This is a genomic window from Streptomyces sp. 2P-4 (assembly GCF_030167965.1).
Taxonomy (GTDB): domain Bacteria; phylum Actinomycetota; class Actinomycetes; order Streptomycetales; family Streptomycetaceae; genus Streptomyces; species Streptomyces globosus_A.
In genome coordinates this window covers 1,557,449-1,571,995 of sequence record NZ_CP095011.1, presented here as the reverse complement: position 1 = coordinate 1,571,995, position 14,547 = coordinate 1,557,449, and the positions used below count along the sequence as shown (strand labels likewise).

12 protein-coding genes are annotated in these 14,547 nt (G+C 76.4%); 7 read left to right on the top strand and 5 right to left on the bottom strand.

Going from position 1 to position 14,547, the window contains the following annotated elements:
- Window positions 1–156: 156 nt before the first annotated feature.
- Window positions 157–582, bottom strand: a complete 426-nt coding sequence (locus tag MUK52_RS06450; RefSeq protein ID WP_114054778.1) for an OsmC family protein — start codon at window positions 580–582, stop codon at window positions 157–159.
- Between the two features lie 67 nt (window positions 583–649).
- A complete protein-coding gene (gene zapE, locus MUK52_RS06445; protein ID WP_502963620.1) occupies window positions 650–1,666 on the bottom strand; it encodes a cell division protein ZapE in 1,017 nt (338 codons plus the stop codon).
- 129 nt (window positions 1,667–1,795) lie between these two features.
- On the opposite strand from zapE, the gene MUK52_RS06440 reads away from it, so the two are divergent.
- From MUK52_RS06440 to msrB, 4 genes are all read left to right on the top strand, one after another.
- Window positions 1,796–2,596: a pyrimidine reductase family protein gene (locus MUK52_RS06440; protein ID WP_114054780.1), complete on the top strand. Its 801-nt coding sequence runs from the start codon at window positions 1,796–1,798 to the stop codon at window positions 2,594–2,596.
- A 135-nt stretch (window positions 2,597–2,731) separates the two neighbouring features.
- The gene (locus tag MUK52_RS06435; protein ID WP_246042415.1) at window positions 2,732–3,199 is read left to right on the top strand and encodes an indole-3-glycerol phosphate synthase; all 468 of its coding nucleotides are present in this window, start codon (window positions 2,732–2,734) and stop codon (window positions 3,197–3,199) included.
- Between the two features lie 99 nt (window positions 3,200–3,298).
- Window positions 3,299–4,699, top strand: a complete 1,401-nt coding sequence (gene murC, locus MUK52_RS06430; protein ID WP_114054782.1) for a UDP-N-acetylmuramate--L-alanine ligase — start codon at window positions 3,299–3,301, stop codon at window positions 4,697–4,699.
- A 46-nt stretch (window positions 4,700–4,745) separates the two neighbouring features.
- The gene (gene msrB, locus MUK52_RS06425) at window positions 4,746–5,159 is read left to right on the top strand and encodes a peptide-methionine (R)-S-oxide reductase MsrB (protein WP_114054783.1); all 414 of its coding nucleotides are present in this window, start codon (window positions 4,746–4,748) and stop codon (window positions 5,157–5,159) included.
- Between the two features lie 8 nt (window positions 5,160–5,167).
- On the opposite strand, the gene MUK52_RS06420 is transcribed toward msrB, so the two are convergent.
- Together MUK52_RS06420 and MUK52_RS06415 are read right to left on the bottom strand one after the other, a co-directional pair.
- Window positions 5,168–5,554: a response regulator transcription factor gene (locus MUK52_RS06420; RefSeq protein WP_246042417.1), complete on the bottom strand. Its 387-nt coding sequence runs from the start codon at window positions 5,552–5,554 to the stop codon at window positions 5,168–5,170.
- Window positions 5,551–6,183, bottom strand: coding sequence for a helix-turn-helix transcriptional regulator (locus tag MUK52_RS06415; protein WP_114054784.1), 633 nt, complete (start codon window positions 6,181–6,183; stop codon window positions 5,551–5,553). Before MUK52_RS06415 ends, MUK52_RS06420 begins: the two co-directional genes overlap by 4 nt.
- A 354-nt stretch (window positions 6,184–6,537) precedes the next feature.
- Here MUK52_RS06415 and MUK52_RS06410 point away from each other — a divergent pair, with 354 nt between their 5' ends.
- The 3 genes from MUK52_RS06410 (at window position 6,538) to MUK52_RS06400 (ending at window position 13,199) form a co-directional block, all read left to right on the top strand.
- Window positions 6,538–9,786, top strand: a complete 3,249-nt coding sequence (locus MUK52_RS06410) for a type 2 lanthipeptide synthetase LanM family protein (protein ID WP_284575003.1) — start codon at window positions 6,538–6,540, stop codon at window positions 9,784–9,786.
- A gap of 155 nt (window positions 9,787–9,941) precedes the next feature.
- Window positions 9,942–10,172 carry a hypothetical protein gene (locus MUK52_RS06405; RefSeq protein ID WP_114054786.1) on the top strand — a complete coding sequence of 77 codons (231 nt, stop codon included), beginning with the start codon at window positions 9,942–9,944 and terminating at the stop codon, window positions 10,170–10,172.
- Between the two features lie 90 nt (window positions 10,173–10,262).
- Complete coding sequence (locus MUK52_RS06400) at window positions 10,263–13,199, top strand: helix-turn-helix transcriptional regulator (protein WP_284575002.1); 2,937 nt, start codon at window positions 10,263–10,265, stop codon at window positions 13,197–13,199.
- 28 nt (window positions 13,200–13,227) lie between these two features.
- On the opposite strand, the gene MUK52_RS06395 is transcribed toward MUK52_RS06400, so the two are convergent.
- Window positions 13,228–14,532, bottom strand: coding sequence for an MFS transporter (locus MUK52_RS06395; RefSeq protein WP_284575001.1), 1,305 nt, complete (start codon window positions 14,530–14,532; stop codon window positions 13,228–13,230).
- Between the last annotated feature and the right edge of the window lie 15 nt (window positions 14,533–14,547).

Here is a 14,547-nt window from a genome sequence, read left to right as displayed (position 1 = left end):
CCGGGAGCCGGGGGGCGGTGTTCCCGCCGCCTCACGGCTCCCGGGCCAGGGGGCCTCGTACGCCTGGCTCTTACGCTTGTGCGCTCGTACGAGCTGCGCCCGCACGAACCGCACCCAGGCGAGCCCGGCGCCCCGGCGGGCGGCGGGCGCCGCCCGTCAGGCGAGCTTGGCGCTCAGGGTGATGGTGGTGCCCGTGAGGGCCTGGCTCACCGGGCAGTTCTTCTTGGCGTCCTGTGCGGCCGCCTCGAAGCCCTCCGCGTCCAGGCCCGGGACCTCGCCCTCCACCGTCAGGTGGATGCCGGTGATGCCCTCGCCGGGCTGGAACGTGACGTCGGCCTTGGTCTCCAGGCGGGCGGGCGGGGTGCCCTTGCCGGCCAGGGCGTGCGACAGGGCCATCGAGAAGCAGCTGGAGTGCGCGGCCGCGATCAGCTCCTCCGGGCTGGTCTTGCCGTTCGGGGCCTCGGCCCGGGCGGGCCAGGAGACGTCGTAGGAGCCGAGGCCCGAGGAGTCGAGGGTGACGACACCCTTGCCCTCCAGCAGGTTGCCTTCCCAGACGGTGTGTGCGTGGCGCGTGGTGGCCATGTTCTCTGTATCCCTTCGCGGATGGGGGAGCGGCCGGGTGCCTCGACGGCGCCCGGCGCCCCCAAACCTACTGGGACACCAGGGGTTTCGCGTCGCGCGCCAGCGCGGTGAGCCGGGAGATGGCGCGGAAGTACTTCTTGCGGTACCCGCCGTTCAGCATGTCGTCGCCGAACAGCCGGTCGAAGGGGACGCCGGACGCGAGCACGGGTATCTCGCGGTCGTAGAGCCGGTCCGCGAGGACGACCAGGCGCAGCGCCGTCGACTGGTCGGGCACGGGGACGACGCCGGTGAGGCAGACGGCGGTGATGCCGTCGGTGAGGGCGCCGTACCGGCTGGGGTGGACCTTCGCCAGGTGTTCCAGCAGCCCGGGGAAGTCGTCCAGGCTCGCGCCCTCCGTGGCGTACGCGGCCTTGGCCACCTGCTCGTCGGAGAAGGGGGCGGGGGCCTCGGGCAGGCCGCGGTGGCGGTAGTCCTGGCCGTCGATGCGCAGCGGCCGGAAGTGCGCCGACAGGCCCTGGATCTCGCGGAGGAAGTCCGCGGCGGCGAAGCGGCCCTCGCCGAGCTTGCCGGGCAGGGTGTTCGAGGTGGCGGCGAGGGCCACGCCCTGCTCGACGAGGCGGCTGAGGAGCGAGGACACCAGCACGGTGTCGCCGGGGTCGTCGAGTTCGAACTCGTCGATGCACAGCAGCCGGTGCCCGCCGAGGGTCTGCACGGTCTGCTGGAAGCCGAGTGCGCCGACCAGGTTGGTGAGCTCCACGAAGGTGCCGAAGGCCTTCAGGGCGGGTTCGGCCGGGGTGGAGTGCCACAGCGAGGCCAGCAGGTGCGTCTTGCCGACGCCGTACCCGCCGTCGAGGTAGACCCCGCGCGGGCCGGACGGTGCGGCGGCCTTCGGTGCGCGGCCGAACCAGCGCCGCTTGCCGGAGCCGGTGGCGTGCGCGCCGCCGAGGCCGGAGGCGAAGTCGGCGAGGACGCCGACAGCCTCGGCCTGGCTGGGCTGGGCGGGGTCCGGGTTGTACGTGTCGAAGCGCACCGAGTCGAACCGCGGCGGCGGCACCATCTCGGCCACCAGCCGCTCGGCGGGCACCCGGGGCTCGCGTGCGCAGAGGGCCTGCGGGCCGGCGTCGGCGGCCGGGTGGCGCCCGTGGGTGGAACCGGCGGCGGAGAGTGAGGTTGACACAGCTCTTAACTCTACGGGGCGTGGCACACTGCACCGATGCGACGCCTGTTCCCTGTGACCGATCAGACATCCCGCCCCGCGGACTCCGCCGGGCCCGCGCCGGACGCCGGTGACCGAGAGTGGTCGCTGGACGAGCTCGCGGAGGCGTACGCGTATCCGCCGATCGGGCCGGACGGGCACTGGCTGCGGGCCAACATGGTCTCCACGCTCGACGGGGCGGCGCAGCACGAGGGGCGCTCCCAGCCGATCTCCGGCGAGACCGACATGCGGATCTTCGGCACGCTGCGGGCCCTGGCGGACGTGGTGATCGCCGGAGCGGAAACGGTTCGCCAGGAGGGGTACCGGCCGGCCCGCGCCCGTGAGGCCTTCGCGGCCCGCCGGGCGGCGGCCGGGCAGGGCCCGGCGCCGGCGATCGCCGTCGTCACCTCCGGGATGGACCTGGACTTCTCGCTGCCGCTGTTCGCCTCCCCGCTGGTGCCGACACTCGTCGTGACGGGCGCCGGGGCTCCGGCCGAACGGGTGGCGGAGGCCGGGCGGGCGGGCGTCGAGGTCGTGGTCGCGGGCGACGGGGCGGCCGTGGACCCGGCGCGCGCGGTGCGCGAGCTGGCGGCCCGCGGGCTGCGCCGCCAGCTCACGGAGGGCGGGCCTCGGCTGCTGGGCCAGTTCGTCGCGGCGGGGGTGCTGGACGAGCTGTGCCTGACCGTGTCGCCGATGCTCACGGCGGGGGGTGCCCAGCGGATCGCCGGAGGGCCCTCCGTGGCCGTCCCGCACCGGTTCGCGCCCGCGCTGGTGCTGGAGGAGGCCGGGTTCCTCTTCACGAGCTACCGTCGGATCTGACAACGGGCGGAATTCCTCGTTCCGCTTTGCTTCCGGTGGGCACATATATCTGCGCCGCCCCGCGCGACAGCGGGGCAGGATGGTTTCCGCAAGGGCCGCGGCCTGCCGCCGCCGCCCATGAAGGAGAGGGCGTCCGTGTTCACGAGCGTTTTGATGATCGAGCAGCCGCTGACCACCGTCGACGTGGACTTCGTCACCACCCTGCACGGGGACGACCCGGTCTCCTTCATCGTGCTCATGCAGCCGAGGGGCGACCAGGACCGCCTGCTGCGCGCCATCGACGACGTCGCGCTCGGCGAGCTGCCCGAGGCGCTCCACGAGGCCGACGAGCCCGAGGGCGCGGCCGCCCTCGGGCCTGCGGAGCAGGCCCTCGCCCACTCCCTGGAAGCCCTGCGGAGAAAGGGCGCCACCGCCGTCGGGGAGATCGTCGAGGACCATCCGCTGGACAGGCTGAAGGCCGTCGTCGAGGAGAAGGGCGCCGACGAGGTGATCGTCCTGACCGCCCCGCACTTCGTCGAGGAGTTCTTCCACCGGGACTGGGCCTCCCGCGCCCGCCACAAGGTCGGGGTTCCGGTGCTCAAGCTCTTCGCCCACAACGAATAGGCTGGCGTCCGACACGTTCGCGCCGGGACGGCCCCCGCACCCGCAGGGGCCGGGCCGCCCCGGCGCACCCGACCCGCCCGCACTTTGGGGAGAAGCCGTATGACGCCGCAGCCCGGCCTGCCGAACGCCATGGAACGCCCGCACTTCATCGGCATCGGCGGCGCCGGGATGTCCGGCATCGCGAAGATCCTCGCCCAGCGCGGCGCCGCCGTCGCCGGCAGCGACGCCCGCGACTCCGACACCGCGCAGGCGCTGCGCGCCCACGGCGCGACCGTCCACATCGGGCACGCCGCCGCCCACCTCGCCGACGACGCCACCAGCGTCGTCGTCTCCAGCGCCATCCGCGCCGACAACCCCGAGCTGGCCCGCGCCGCCGAGCTCGGCATCCCCGTCGTGCACCGCTCCGACGCCCTCGCCGCCCTCATGGACGGCCTGCGGCCGATCGCCGTCGCCGGCACCCACGGCAAGACGACCACCACCTCCATGCTGGCCGTCTCCCTCTCGGCCCTCGGCCTGGACCCCTCCTACGCCATCGGCGGCGACCTGGACGCCCCCGGCTCCAACGCCCACCACGGCACCGGCGACATCTTCGTCGCCGAGGCGGACGAGAGCGACCGCAGCTTCCACAAGTACGCCCCGCAGGTCGCGATCATCCTCAACGCGGAGCTCGACCACCACGCGAACTACGCCTCCATGGACGAGATCTACGAGTCCTTCGAGACGTTCGTCGGCCGGATCGTGCCCGGCGGCACCCTCGTCGTCGCCCACGGGCAGGCCGGCGCCGCCGAGATCGCCGCCCGCGTCCGCGGCCGCGACGGCCTCACCGTCGTCACCTACGGCGAGGAGGAGGACGCCGACGTCCGCATCGAGGACATCACCCCGCGCGGCCTGGCCGGCGAGGTCACCGTCCGCCTCGACGGCCGCTCCCTCACCTTCACCGTCTCCGTGCCCGGCCGCCACTACGCGCACAACGCCGTCGCCGCCCTCGCCGCCGGAGCCGCCCTCGGCATCCCCGCCGACGACCTCGCCGCCGCCCTCGGCAAGTACACCGGCGTCAAGCGCCGCCTCCAGCTCAAGGGCGAGGCCGCCGGCGTGCAGGTCATCGACTCCTACGCCCACCACCCCACCGAGATGACCGCCGACCTGGAGGCCATCCGCGGCGCCGCCGGCGACTCCCGGATCCTCGTCGTCTTCCAGCCGCACCTGTTCTCCCGCACCCAGGAGCTCGGCAAGGAGATGGGCCAGGCCCTCGCCCTCGCCGACGCCTCCGTGGTCCTCGACATCTACCCGGCCCGCGAGGACCCGATCCCCGGCGTCACCAGCGAGATCATCATCTCGGCCGCCCGCGCCGCCGGCGCCGACACCACCGCCGAACACGACAAGGACGCCGTCGCCGACGTGATCGCGGGAATGGCCAAGCCCGGCGATCTCGTTCTCACCATGGGCGCGGGAGACGTCACGGACCTGGGACCGGCGATCCTCGCCCGCCTGGCGGGCTGAGCCGGGCAGACAGGGCCCACGGGCCGGACGAGGGAGCGGAAGAGTCATGGCGTACGAGGTCGAGAAGACGGACGAGCAGTGGCAGGCGGAGCTGACGCCGTCCGAGTACCAGGTGCTGCGCCTGGCCGGCACCGAGCCGGCGTTCCGCGGCGAGTACACCGACACCACGACGGCGGGCGTCTACACCTGCCGCGGCTGCGGCGCCGAGCTCTTCCGCTCCACCGAGAAGTTCCCCTCCCACTGCGGCTGGCCGTCCTTCTACGACCCGAAGGACACCGACGCGGTCGAGCTGCGCGCGGACACCTCGCACGGCATGGTCCGCACCGAGGTGCTCTGCGCCCGCTGCGGCTCGCACCTCGGCCACGTCTTCGAGGGCGAGGGCTACCCCACCCCCACCGACCAGCGCTACTGCATCAACTCGATCTCCCTGCGCCTGGTCCCGCAGGCAGACCAGGGCTGATCCGTCCGTCAGATCAGGCTGTGGCGGACCGCGCGGGCCACCGCGTGGGCGCGGTTGCGGGCCTGGAGGCGGGCCATCAGCTCGTACACCACGTTCTTGACGGTGTGCTCCGAGCAGGACAGGGTGCGGGCGATGACCGCGTTGCCGTGGCCCTCCGCCATCAGCGTCAGGACCGCGGTCTGCCGGGCCGTCAGCCGCGGGACGTCCGCCCCCGCCGGGCGGGCCGCCGGTGCGGCGGCGGAGTGTGCGGCCGACCCGGCGGCCGCGCCGAGCAGGCGGACCAGCGCCGGGTACGGCATGCGGCCGTCCCCGGCGAGGCGCAGCAAATCCCCCCGGTCCGTCAGGTCACCTGCCGGCGCGGGCAGCGGGCGCGAGAGTTCGGCGACGGCGCTCACAGCAGGCCGACCCGGAGCGCGTAGGCGACCGCGTGGGCGCGGTTGCGCAGGCGGAAGCGCTGGGTGATGTCGTGCACGACGGTCGTGACCGTCCGCGGGGAGTAGCACAGCTGCTTGGCGATCTCGTTGGTCTCGTGGCCGTCGGCGACCAGGCGCAGCACGCTGCGCTCCCGCTCGCTCAGGCCGGGCGCCGGCCGGCGGTCCGCGGCGGGCCCGGCCGCCGCGGTGGCGCCGTGCCCGCCGGGGCGTTCCAGCAGCCGGTCCAGGAGGTCGGGCGGCAGCGTGCAGTCGCCGCGGGAGGCCGCCAGGACGGCGCGGGCCAGGGCGGCGGCGTCCGCCTCGCGGCGGCGCAGCAGTCCGCGGGCCCCGGCCGCTATCGCGTGCAGGGCGCCCTCCGGTTCCAGCTCGCCCGCGACGAGGACGACGTCGGGGCGGGACGGCGCGTCGCGGACGGTGCGCAGGACGTCCAGCTCCGGCCGGCCGACCCGGTCCACGGTCATGACCACGACCCGCGGCTCGCGGCCCGGCGCCGCCGGGGCGAGTTCGGCGCAGGCGAACAGGGTGCTCTTCGTTCCGGCTTCCAGCACGGGGTCGAACGCGACGACGTCGACAGGGACGGGTTCTCCCACCTGTTCCTCCGTTGATCACCCGCCGCCCGGGGTGCCGGGCGGCGGAAAGGGGCACTGCACCCAGGCTGCGGCCGGCCCGCCCGGTGCGGCATCGGGCCGCGGCCCCCACATTCGTGGAGAACGGCGTCAGAAGGCGCGGATCCTGTGAAGACCGCAGCGCCCAGGCCGGACCGGCCCCGGCCGGACGGGTGTACGGGGGTACGGAGCCGGTGCGCCGTCCCCCGTACCCCGCAGGCCGGGGCCGCCGCGGCGGCCCGTACGGGCGGTGCGTGCGCAGGGTCGGCGGGGGGCTCCGCGGAATATGGGGGAACGGCCCCCATGTGCGCGCGCCCCGCCTCTGCGAGGTTTCTCCCCGTGACCGACACCGCCACCACCGCCGCCGGAGCAGACCGGGCCGGGGGCCTCGCCCCCGCCTGGTGGGCCCGGGCCCTGAACCTGAGGGAGCGGCTCGCCGCCCCCGGAGCCCCCGCCCCCGCCCCGGCCGGCGCCGCCCGCACCCGGCCCGATTCCTGGTCCCTCGGGGACGCGGCGGGCTTCGCGGCCCGCCTGGCGGCCCTGGGGGTGGCGGAGGAGGCGGCGTACGCCCTCGCGGCGGAGGAGCCCGCCCGGCTGGCCGCCCGCGCCGGGGACGCCCCGGCCTGGGCGCGGTACACGGAGCAGGTCGTGGCCTCCCTGCCCGAGGACGCGGCCGGGGCTGCAGGCTCCGGCCGCACGGACGCGGCGGCCGGCGGGGCCGCGGTCTTCCTGCCGGTGCTGGCGCCGTTCGTCGCCCCGGCCTGGGCGGAGGCCGAGGCCCGCACCCGGGCCGTGCCCGGCGCCGGCGAACCGGAGGTGTTCCGGGCCGCGTTCGAGGAGGCGCTGGGGGACCGACTGGTCCGGCAGGCGGCCCGCACCCTGGTCCGCGAGCTCCACCGGGCCCGCACCGCCGGCCTGCTGGCCGGGGCGACGCCCCGGGAGCGGTTCGCGTCGTTCACCGCCCGGCTCGGCACCCGGCAGGGGCTGGCGGAGCTTTTCGCCCGCCACCCGGTCCTGGCCCGGATGCTCGGCCAGACCTGCGCGCACGCCGCCGCGGCCGCCGCCGAGCTGATGGACCGCTTCGCCGCCGACCGGCCGCGGATCGTCGCCGGACTGCTCGGCGGGGCCGACCCGGGCGCCCTGGCGCGGGTGGAGCTCGGGCGGGGCGACGCCCACCAGCAGGGCCGCTCCGTCGCCCTGCTGCACTTCGCGGGCGGTGCGTCCGTCGTCTACAAGCCGCGCCCGCTCGCCCAGCACGTGCTGCTGGACCTGGCGGTGGAGTGGGCCAACGGCAAGGTGCCCGGGCTCGGCCTGCGCACGCCCCGCTCCGTGCGCGGCGCCGGCTACGGCTGGCTGGAGTTCATCGGGCACCGCTGGTGCACCACCCCCACGGAGTTCGACCGCTTCTACCGCCGGCAGGGCGCCCTCCTCGCGCTCCTGTACGCGGTCGACGGCGCGGACATGCACTACGAGAACGTCGTCGCCTGCGGCGACCAGCCCGTGCTGGTGGACGCCGAGACGCTGCTGCACTCCGGCCTGCCGGAGGCGCTCACCGTCGGCGGCGACCCGGCCGCCGACGCCCTGGCCGCCTCGGTGAACCGCACCTGCCTGCTGCCCAGCCTGCTCATCGGCGACCACGGCGCCATGGACATCTCCGCCCTCGGCGGCGGGGGCGGCGGCGCCTACCCCAGCGACGGCCTGCACTGGGAGGCCGCCGGGACGGACGCGATGCGGCTGGCGCGCGGCCCCGTCGCCACGGCCGCCGGCCTGAACCGGCCCGCACCGCAGGGCCGCAGCGCCGGGCACGCCGTCCACCGGGCGGCGCTGCTGGAGGGGTTCCGCGCCGGGTACGACGCGGTCACCGAGCACCGGGCCGAACTCCTCGGCGGGCTGCTCGGCCGGTGGGTGGCCGGCCCGGGGCGGCTCATCGCCCGCTCGACCCGGCTCTACACCACCCTGCTGGACGAGTCGACCCACCCGGACGTGCTGGGCGACGCCCTGGACCGCGACGCGGTGTTCGCCGTCCTGTGGACGGAGTCCGCGCACGACCCGGCCCGCCGCAGGCTCGTCGAGGACGAGACCGCCGACCTGTGGTGCGGCGACGTCCCCCTCTTCTTCCACCACCCCGCGCACACCTGGCTGGAGACCTCCCGCGGCACCCGGATCCAGCGGGTGCTGCCCGAGCCGAGCCTGCACACCGTGCGGGAGAAGATCGCGGCGATGGGCGAGGTGGACCGCCACGACCAGGAGTGGATCATCTCGGCGACGCTCGCCGTCACCGCGGCCCGCCCTCACGGCGCCCCCGCAGGCCCGCTGCCCGCCGGGCCCGCCGGGCCGCCCGCACCGCCGGAACCGTCGCGGCTGCTGGCCGCCGCCTGCGGACTCGCCGACGAACTCGCCGGCCGCGCGGTGCACGGCGCCGGACGCGCCAACTGGCTCGGCCTGGAGCAGGTCTCCGGGGACCACTGGGCCGTCCTGCCGATGGGCGGCGGCCTCGCCCAGGGATACCCGGGCGTCGCCCTGTTCCTCGCCCAGCTCGGCGCCCTCACCGGTGCCGAGCGGTACACCGAGCTGGCCCGGCAGGCCGTACGGCCGCTGCCCGCGCTGGTCTCCGTCCTGGCCCGCGACGCCGACCTGGCCGCCGCGGTCGGGCCGGGCGCCCTCGACGGCATCGGCGGCATCGCCTACGCCCTGGCCCGCCTCGCCCCGCTGCTCGGCGGCGGGCTCGCGGACTGCCTCCCCGACGCCCTCGACGCCCTGGAGCGCGCCGCCCTCTCCGGCGGCGGGGCCGGCGACGCGCCCGCCGGCCTGGCCGACGGCCTCGCCGGGGCCCTGGCCGCCGCCCACGCCGTCCGGCGCACCCCCGGCCTGCCGGGCGCGCACCGGGCGGCCGCGACGGCCGACCGCCTCGCCGACCAGCTGCTCGCGGAGGTCCGAAAGCGGCCGGAAGGGCGTGGAGCCGGGCCGGGGTTCGCCCGCGGCGACGCCGGGATCGGCTGGGCGCTGCTGCGCCACTCCGCTGCCGGGCCCGCCGCCGGCTCGGGCTCCGGCTCAGGCGCGGGCTCCGGCGACGATCCGTACGCCCGCGCGGGCCGCGCCCTGCTGCGCCCCGCGGTCGAGGAGGTGCTGCGCCGCCCCGACGGCCTCGGCTGGTACGCGGGCCTCGCGGGCACCGCGCTGGCCGCCGCCGACGCGCCGGCCCCGCTCGGCGGCCCGCTGCTGCCCGGCGAGGGCCCCGACCGGTGCGCGGCCCTGCTCGGCGGCGCCTCCGAATGCCCCGACCTGAGCCTGCGCCAGGGCCTCCTCGGACCGCTGGAGCTGCTCGGCCTGCTGGCCCGCCGCGGCCACGCCGGGGCGGCCGCCGCGCTCGGCCGCCGCGCCGGAGAGGCGCTGGCCCGGCTGGAGGACCACGGTCCGCGCTGCGGCACCCCCGACCACGTCCCCTCGCCCGGGTTCCTCACCGGGCTGTCCGGGATCGGCTACGCCCTGCTGAGGCTGGGCTTCCCGCAGGCCGTCCCCTCTGTCCTGCTGCTGGAGCCCGCCGCGCCGGCCGCAGCCGGCCGGGGGGCCGGCCGCCCGGCCCGCTGACCACCGCGCACCGCCGCACCACCCGTACCGCCGCACCACCCGTACTGCCCGCACCACCTGCACCGCCGCACCACCTGCACCGTACGCACGCACCCCCTGCACGGCCCGCACCACCCCACCACCAGGCACCAGGCACCGGGAAAGGTACCCACACCATGCAGAAGCCCCAGGCCCACGCCGAGTCCGCCGCCGCTGCCGAGGCGGCCGCCGCCGACGCCGCCGCCGAGGCGCGCACCGAGGACCCGGCCGGCGGGATCACCCTCTCGGGCCGGAACAAGGCCTGCGCCCGGGCCCGGGCCCTGGCCGGCGCGGTGCTCACGAGCGGCATCGTGATCACGCTCAGCGCGATGGACACGAGCGTGTCCGGTCCCAACGCCACCTGGTGACCGGAGTCGGTCGGCACGCGGCCGTTTCCGTCGTGAAACGGCCAACTTTCGCCGCACATCGCGCCGTTGCCATCAACTAGATTGCGCTTCATGCGCTCCCGTTCGCGTCACCTCGTCGGCCGTGACCCGCAGCTGCGGGAGATCAAGCAGGCGTTGGCCGACGCGGGCGAAGGGCGCGGCGGCGTCGTCTTCCTCGTCGGCGAGGCCGGGATCGGAAAGTCCCGGCTCGCCGCCGAGGCCGTCGGCACCGCCTTCGGGATGGGCATGCGCACGCTCCGGGGCCGGAGCAGCACCACCGGCCCCACCGTCCCTTTCCGGCCACTCACCGAAGCGCTCATGTCCCTCTTCCGGGGCGGCCTCCCCCTGGACGACCTCTCCCTCGGCCCCTACCGGCCGGCGCTCGGCCGGATCATCCCGGACTGGGCGGACGAGGCCGCGAACACCACCGGTTCGATGGTCATCCTCGGTGAGGCGGTGCTGCGGCTCCTCATCGCCACCGGCCGCGAGCACGGGCAGCTCCTGCTCCTGGAGGACCTGCACGACGCCGACCCCGAGACCCTCGCCGTCGTCGAGTACCTCGTCGACAACCTGGAGTACACCAACGTCGTCCTCCTCGCGACGATCCGCACGGAGCCCTGCGACGCCCTCGACATGGCCGGGGCCGCACGCCGCCGCGGCACCGGCACCGTGCTCGAACTCGCCCCGCTCACCCGCTCCGAGGTCCGCGCCGTCATCGCCTCGCAGCTCGAAACCGACCCCGCCCTCGTCCCCGAGGCCGCGCTCGACCGGCTGTGGGACGACAGCGCAGGCAGCCCGTTCCTCGTCGAGGAGCTCCTCCAGGGCATGGTCGGCAGCGGCGCCCTCGTCCCCGGCGACGACGGCTGGCGGGTCGTCGGGGACCTGCGCAGCGACGTCTCCACCGCCCTCGCCCGCGGCATCCTGCGCCGCATCGACCGCCTCGGCCCGCAGGGCCTGACCCTGCTGTCCGCGGCCGCCGTGATCGGGCGGCGCTTCCCGCTGTCCGTGCTCCAGCGGATGACCGGCACCGGCGACCGCGACCTGCTCAGCCACCTCCACGCGGGCGTCGCCGCCCAGCTCGTCGTCCCCGACGAGCCCGCTCCCGACTGGTACGCCTTCCGCCACTCGCTGACCGCCGAAGCGCTCCTCACCCAGCTGACGCCCGCCAACCGGGCGGCCATGTCGGGCCGCGCCGCCGACGCCGTCCAGGCCCTCCACCCCGGCCTCGACGGCGACTGGTGCCCGCTCGTCGCGCAGCTCCGCTCGCAGGCAGGCGACGACGCCGAGGCCGGACGCCTGTTCTCCGACGCGGGCCGGCGCGCCCTCTCGGCCGGCGCCATCGGCTCCGCCGTCACCCTCCTCGGCCGCGCCGAACGCCTGCTCTCCGGCACCCGGGACGCCGCCGCCCGCACCGACGCCCTGGAGGCCCTGCTGCCGGCCCTCGCCGAAGCAGGCGACTTCGACCAGGCGTTCGGCTTCGCGGAGAGCCTGCACACCCTCGGCGGCAGCGGCCTCGACACCCCGCGCCTGGCCGCCCTCCACACCCGCCTCGCCAAGGTCGCCCACACCGCGGGCCGCTGGGAGGACGGCAACAGACAGATAGCGCAGGCCAGATCCCTCCTGGCCCGCCACCCCGACGAGCGGACCGCCGCCTCCGTGGACGTCGCCGCCGCCTACCTCGCGCTCGACACCCCCGGCCCCGACCGGACCCAGCTCGCCGAGAAGCTCGCCGACTCCGCCCTCCGCGCCGCCGAGCGCCACAGCCTCGCCACCGTCGCCTGCCAGGCCCTGGAACTCCTCGCCACCCTCGCCCGCGAACGCGACTTCGACGAGGCCACCGCCCTCCTCGAATCGGCCCTCCACACCGCCGAACGGCACCGGCTGCCCCTCCAGCGCATGTACGCCCTCACCCGCATCGGCGGCAACACCTGGCTCACCTGCGGCGACACCGGCCCCCTCCTCGCCGCCCGCGCCGAGGCCCAGCGCCTCGGATCCGCCACCATCGTCCACACCGTCGACGGCATCATGATCCTCGACGCGGTCCTGCGCGCCCGCTTCGCCGAGGCCGCGCAGGCCGCCGAGGAGTGCCTGGCCGTCGTACGGCGCCTGCGCCTCGCCCCCGCCACCCGGTACGTGCTGATGGCCCGGGCCGCGCTCGCCGCCCACCGCGGCGACCGCCCCGCCATGGAGGACGCCCTCGACGGCTTCGCCGAGTGGGACGGCGCCGGCTCCCAGGAGGAGCCCCTCACCCGCGGCCTCGCCCGCGCCTTCTGCGCCCTGATGGAGGAGGACCGGCCCGGCGCGGTCCGCGAACTGCGGGCCGCCGCCGCCCTGGAGGACTCCAACCCCACCACCTACTACCTCGCCGGCCGCTACGGCATCGGCCTGCTCCTCGACGTCCTGTCCGGCGCGGCCGGCCGGCCCGCGTACGAGGAGATCGCGGCCACCGCTCCCGGCCGCATGCGCTGGAACCGGCAGTTCGTCCTCCTCGCCGGCGCCGTCCTGCTGGGCCGCGAGGGCCGCCCGCAGGAGGCCGCCGACGCCGTCGCCGAGGCCTCCCGCACCGCCGAACCGTACGCGACCGCCCTCCACCTCGGGCTCCGGCTCGTCGCCGACGCCGCCCACGAGGACGGCTGGGGCGAGCCGGTGGCCTGGCTGCGCCGGGCCGAGCAGCACTTCCACCAGGGCGGCGTCACGGCCGTCGCCGGCGCCTGCCGGGCCGGGCTGCGCCGCATGGGCGCCCCCGTCCACCAGCGGCGCACCGGCTCCGCCCGGATCCCGGAGGAGCTGCGCTCCCAGGGCGTCACCGTCCGCGAGTACGAGGTCTTCCAACTCCTCGCGGAGCGCCTCGGCAACAAGGACATCGCGGACCGCCTGTACATCTCTCCCCGGACGGTGGAGAAGCACATCGCCGCCCTGGCCGCGAAGACGGGCCGGCCGACCCGGGCCGGCCTGTGCGAGCTGTCCGCCGCCCTGGCCGGCCCGGCCCGGCTCCCCGCCCGCCCCTGAGCGCGGGCCGGACGCCGCGGCCCGGCCGTCAGCGCATCGCACGGACCGGCTTCGAGGCGAGGATCCCCGCCGCGGTCGCCACCAGCACCACCGCCGTCAGGGCGAACATCGGCGCCGTGCCCGACGCGGCCAGCGCCCCGCACGCCACCAGCGACAGCGGCGCCACCGCGTATCCGATGACCATGTCGACGGCGATGACCCGGCTGAGGACCGAGCCGTGGATGTTGCGCTGGATCCAGCTCATCCCGAACACGCCCTGGAAGCCCATCCCGAAGCCCATCGCGAGGACCGCTGCCACGGCGCCCGCCGCCGAGTCCACCACCGCCAGCAGGCCGGTGCCGAGCGCGAGCCAGCCGGCCAGCGCCGCGATCAGCAGGCCGACCCGGGGCCGCCCGCCGACCGCCCCGCCGGCGAGGGTGCCGAGCATCGCGCCGCCCGCCAGGGCCGCGTTCAGCAGCCCCAGGGTGGCCGAGCCGCCCTCCAGGTCCACCTTGGCGAGGGTGGCGAAGCCCACCGTGAACGGGCCCGCCTGGCAGAACGTCACCGCCGCGTCCACCACCAGGATCGTCCGGATCCGGGGGTCCGCGAACGCGTACCGCAGGCCGGCCCGGATGCGCGCCCCCAGCGTGTCCCCGGCCGCCTCGGGTGCCGCCGGCCCGTCCTCCGCGTCCTCCGCACCCGCCGCGGCCTTCGCGGCCCCCTCCGCCCCGTCCGCCGGCCCGGGGCGGGGCCGCGGGCGGACGCCCGCCACGCACAGCGCGCACAGCGCGAAGCACACCCCGTCGACGAGAAAGGCCACCGAAGCGTCGCTGAACGCGACGACCGTGCCGCCGACCGCCGGCCCGAGCACGGCGGCGACCTTCGTGCCGACGGCGAGCAGCGCGTTCGCCGGCGCCAGCAGCTCCGCGTCCACCACGGACGGCAGGATCGAGGCGCGGGCCGGCTGGAAGAACGCGTCCACCGATCCGAACGCGGCGGCGGCGCAGCACAGCATCCACAGCGTCAGCGTCCCCGTCAGCCCGGCCACGCCCACGCCCGCCATCAGCGCGGCCCGCGCCCAGGCGGAGAGCACCATCAGCGTCCGCGGGGACCACTTGTCGCTGAGGGAGCCCCCGACCAGGGTCAGCAGGGCCCGCGGCACCGCCTGGAAGGCGAGGACGGAGCCCAGGGCGAGCGTCGACCCGGTCAGCCCGAGGGTGATCCAGGAGAACGCGATGTAGCTGAAGCCGTCGCCGAGCAGGGACAGCGACTGCCCCAGCCACAGCAGGCGGAACGAGGGCAGCCGGGCCGGGGCGCGCAGCCGCGCCCCCGCGTCCGCCAGAGTGGAAGCCATGGTCGACCTTTCGCA

Bases quoted from the DNA above. Each gene is read 5' to 3' on its own strand.
- murC (WP_114054782.1), top strand. From the start codon at position 3,299: ATGACGCCGCAGCCCGGCCTGCCGAACGCCATGGAACGCCCGCACTTC.
- msrB (WP_114054783.1), top strand. From the start codon at position 4,746: ATGGCGTACGAGGTCGAGAAGACGGACGAGCAGTGGCAGGCGGAGCTG.
- MUK52_RS06395 (WP_284575001.1), bottom strand. From the start codon at position 14,532: ATGGCTTCCACTCTGGCGGACGCGGGGGCGCGGCTGCGCGCCCCGGCC.
- MUK52_RS06440 (WP_114054780.1), top strand. From the start codon at position 1,796: ATGCGACGCCTGTTCCCTGTGACCGATCAGACATCCCGCCCCGCGGAC.
- MUK52_RS06450 (WP_114054778.1), bottom strand. From the start codon at position 582: ATGGCCACCACGCGCCACGCACACACCGTCTGGGAAGGCAACCTGCTG.
- MUK52_RS06405 (WP_114054786.1), top strand. From the start codon at position 9,942: ATGCAGAAGCCCCAGGCCCACGCCGAGTCCGCCGCCGCTGCCGAGGCG.
- MUK52_RS06400 (WP_284575002.1), top strand. From the start codon at position 10,263: ATGCGCTCCCGTTCGCGTCACCTCGTCGGCCGTGACCCGCAGCTGCGG.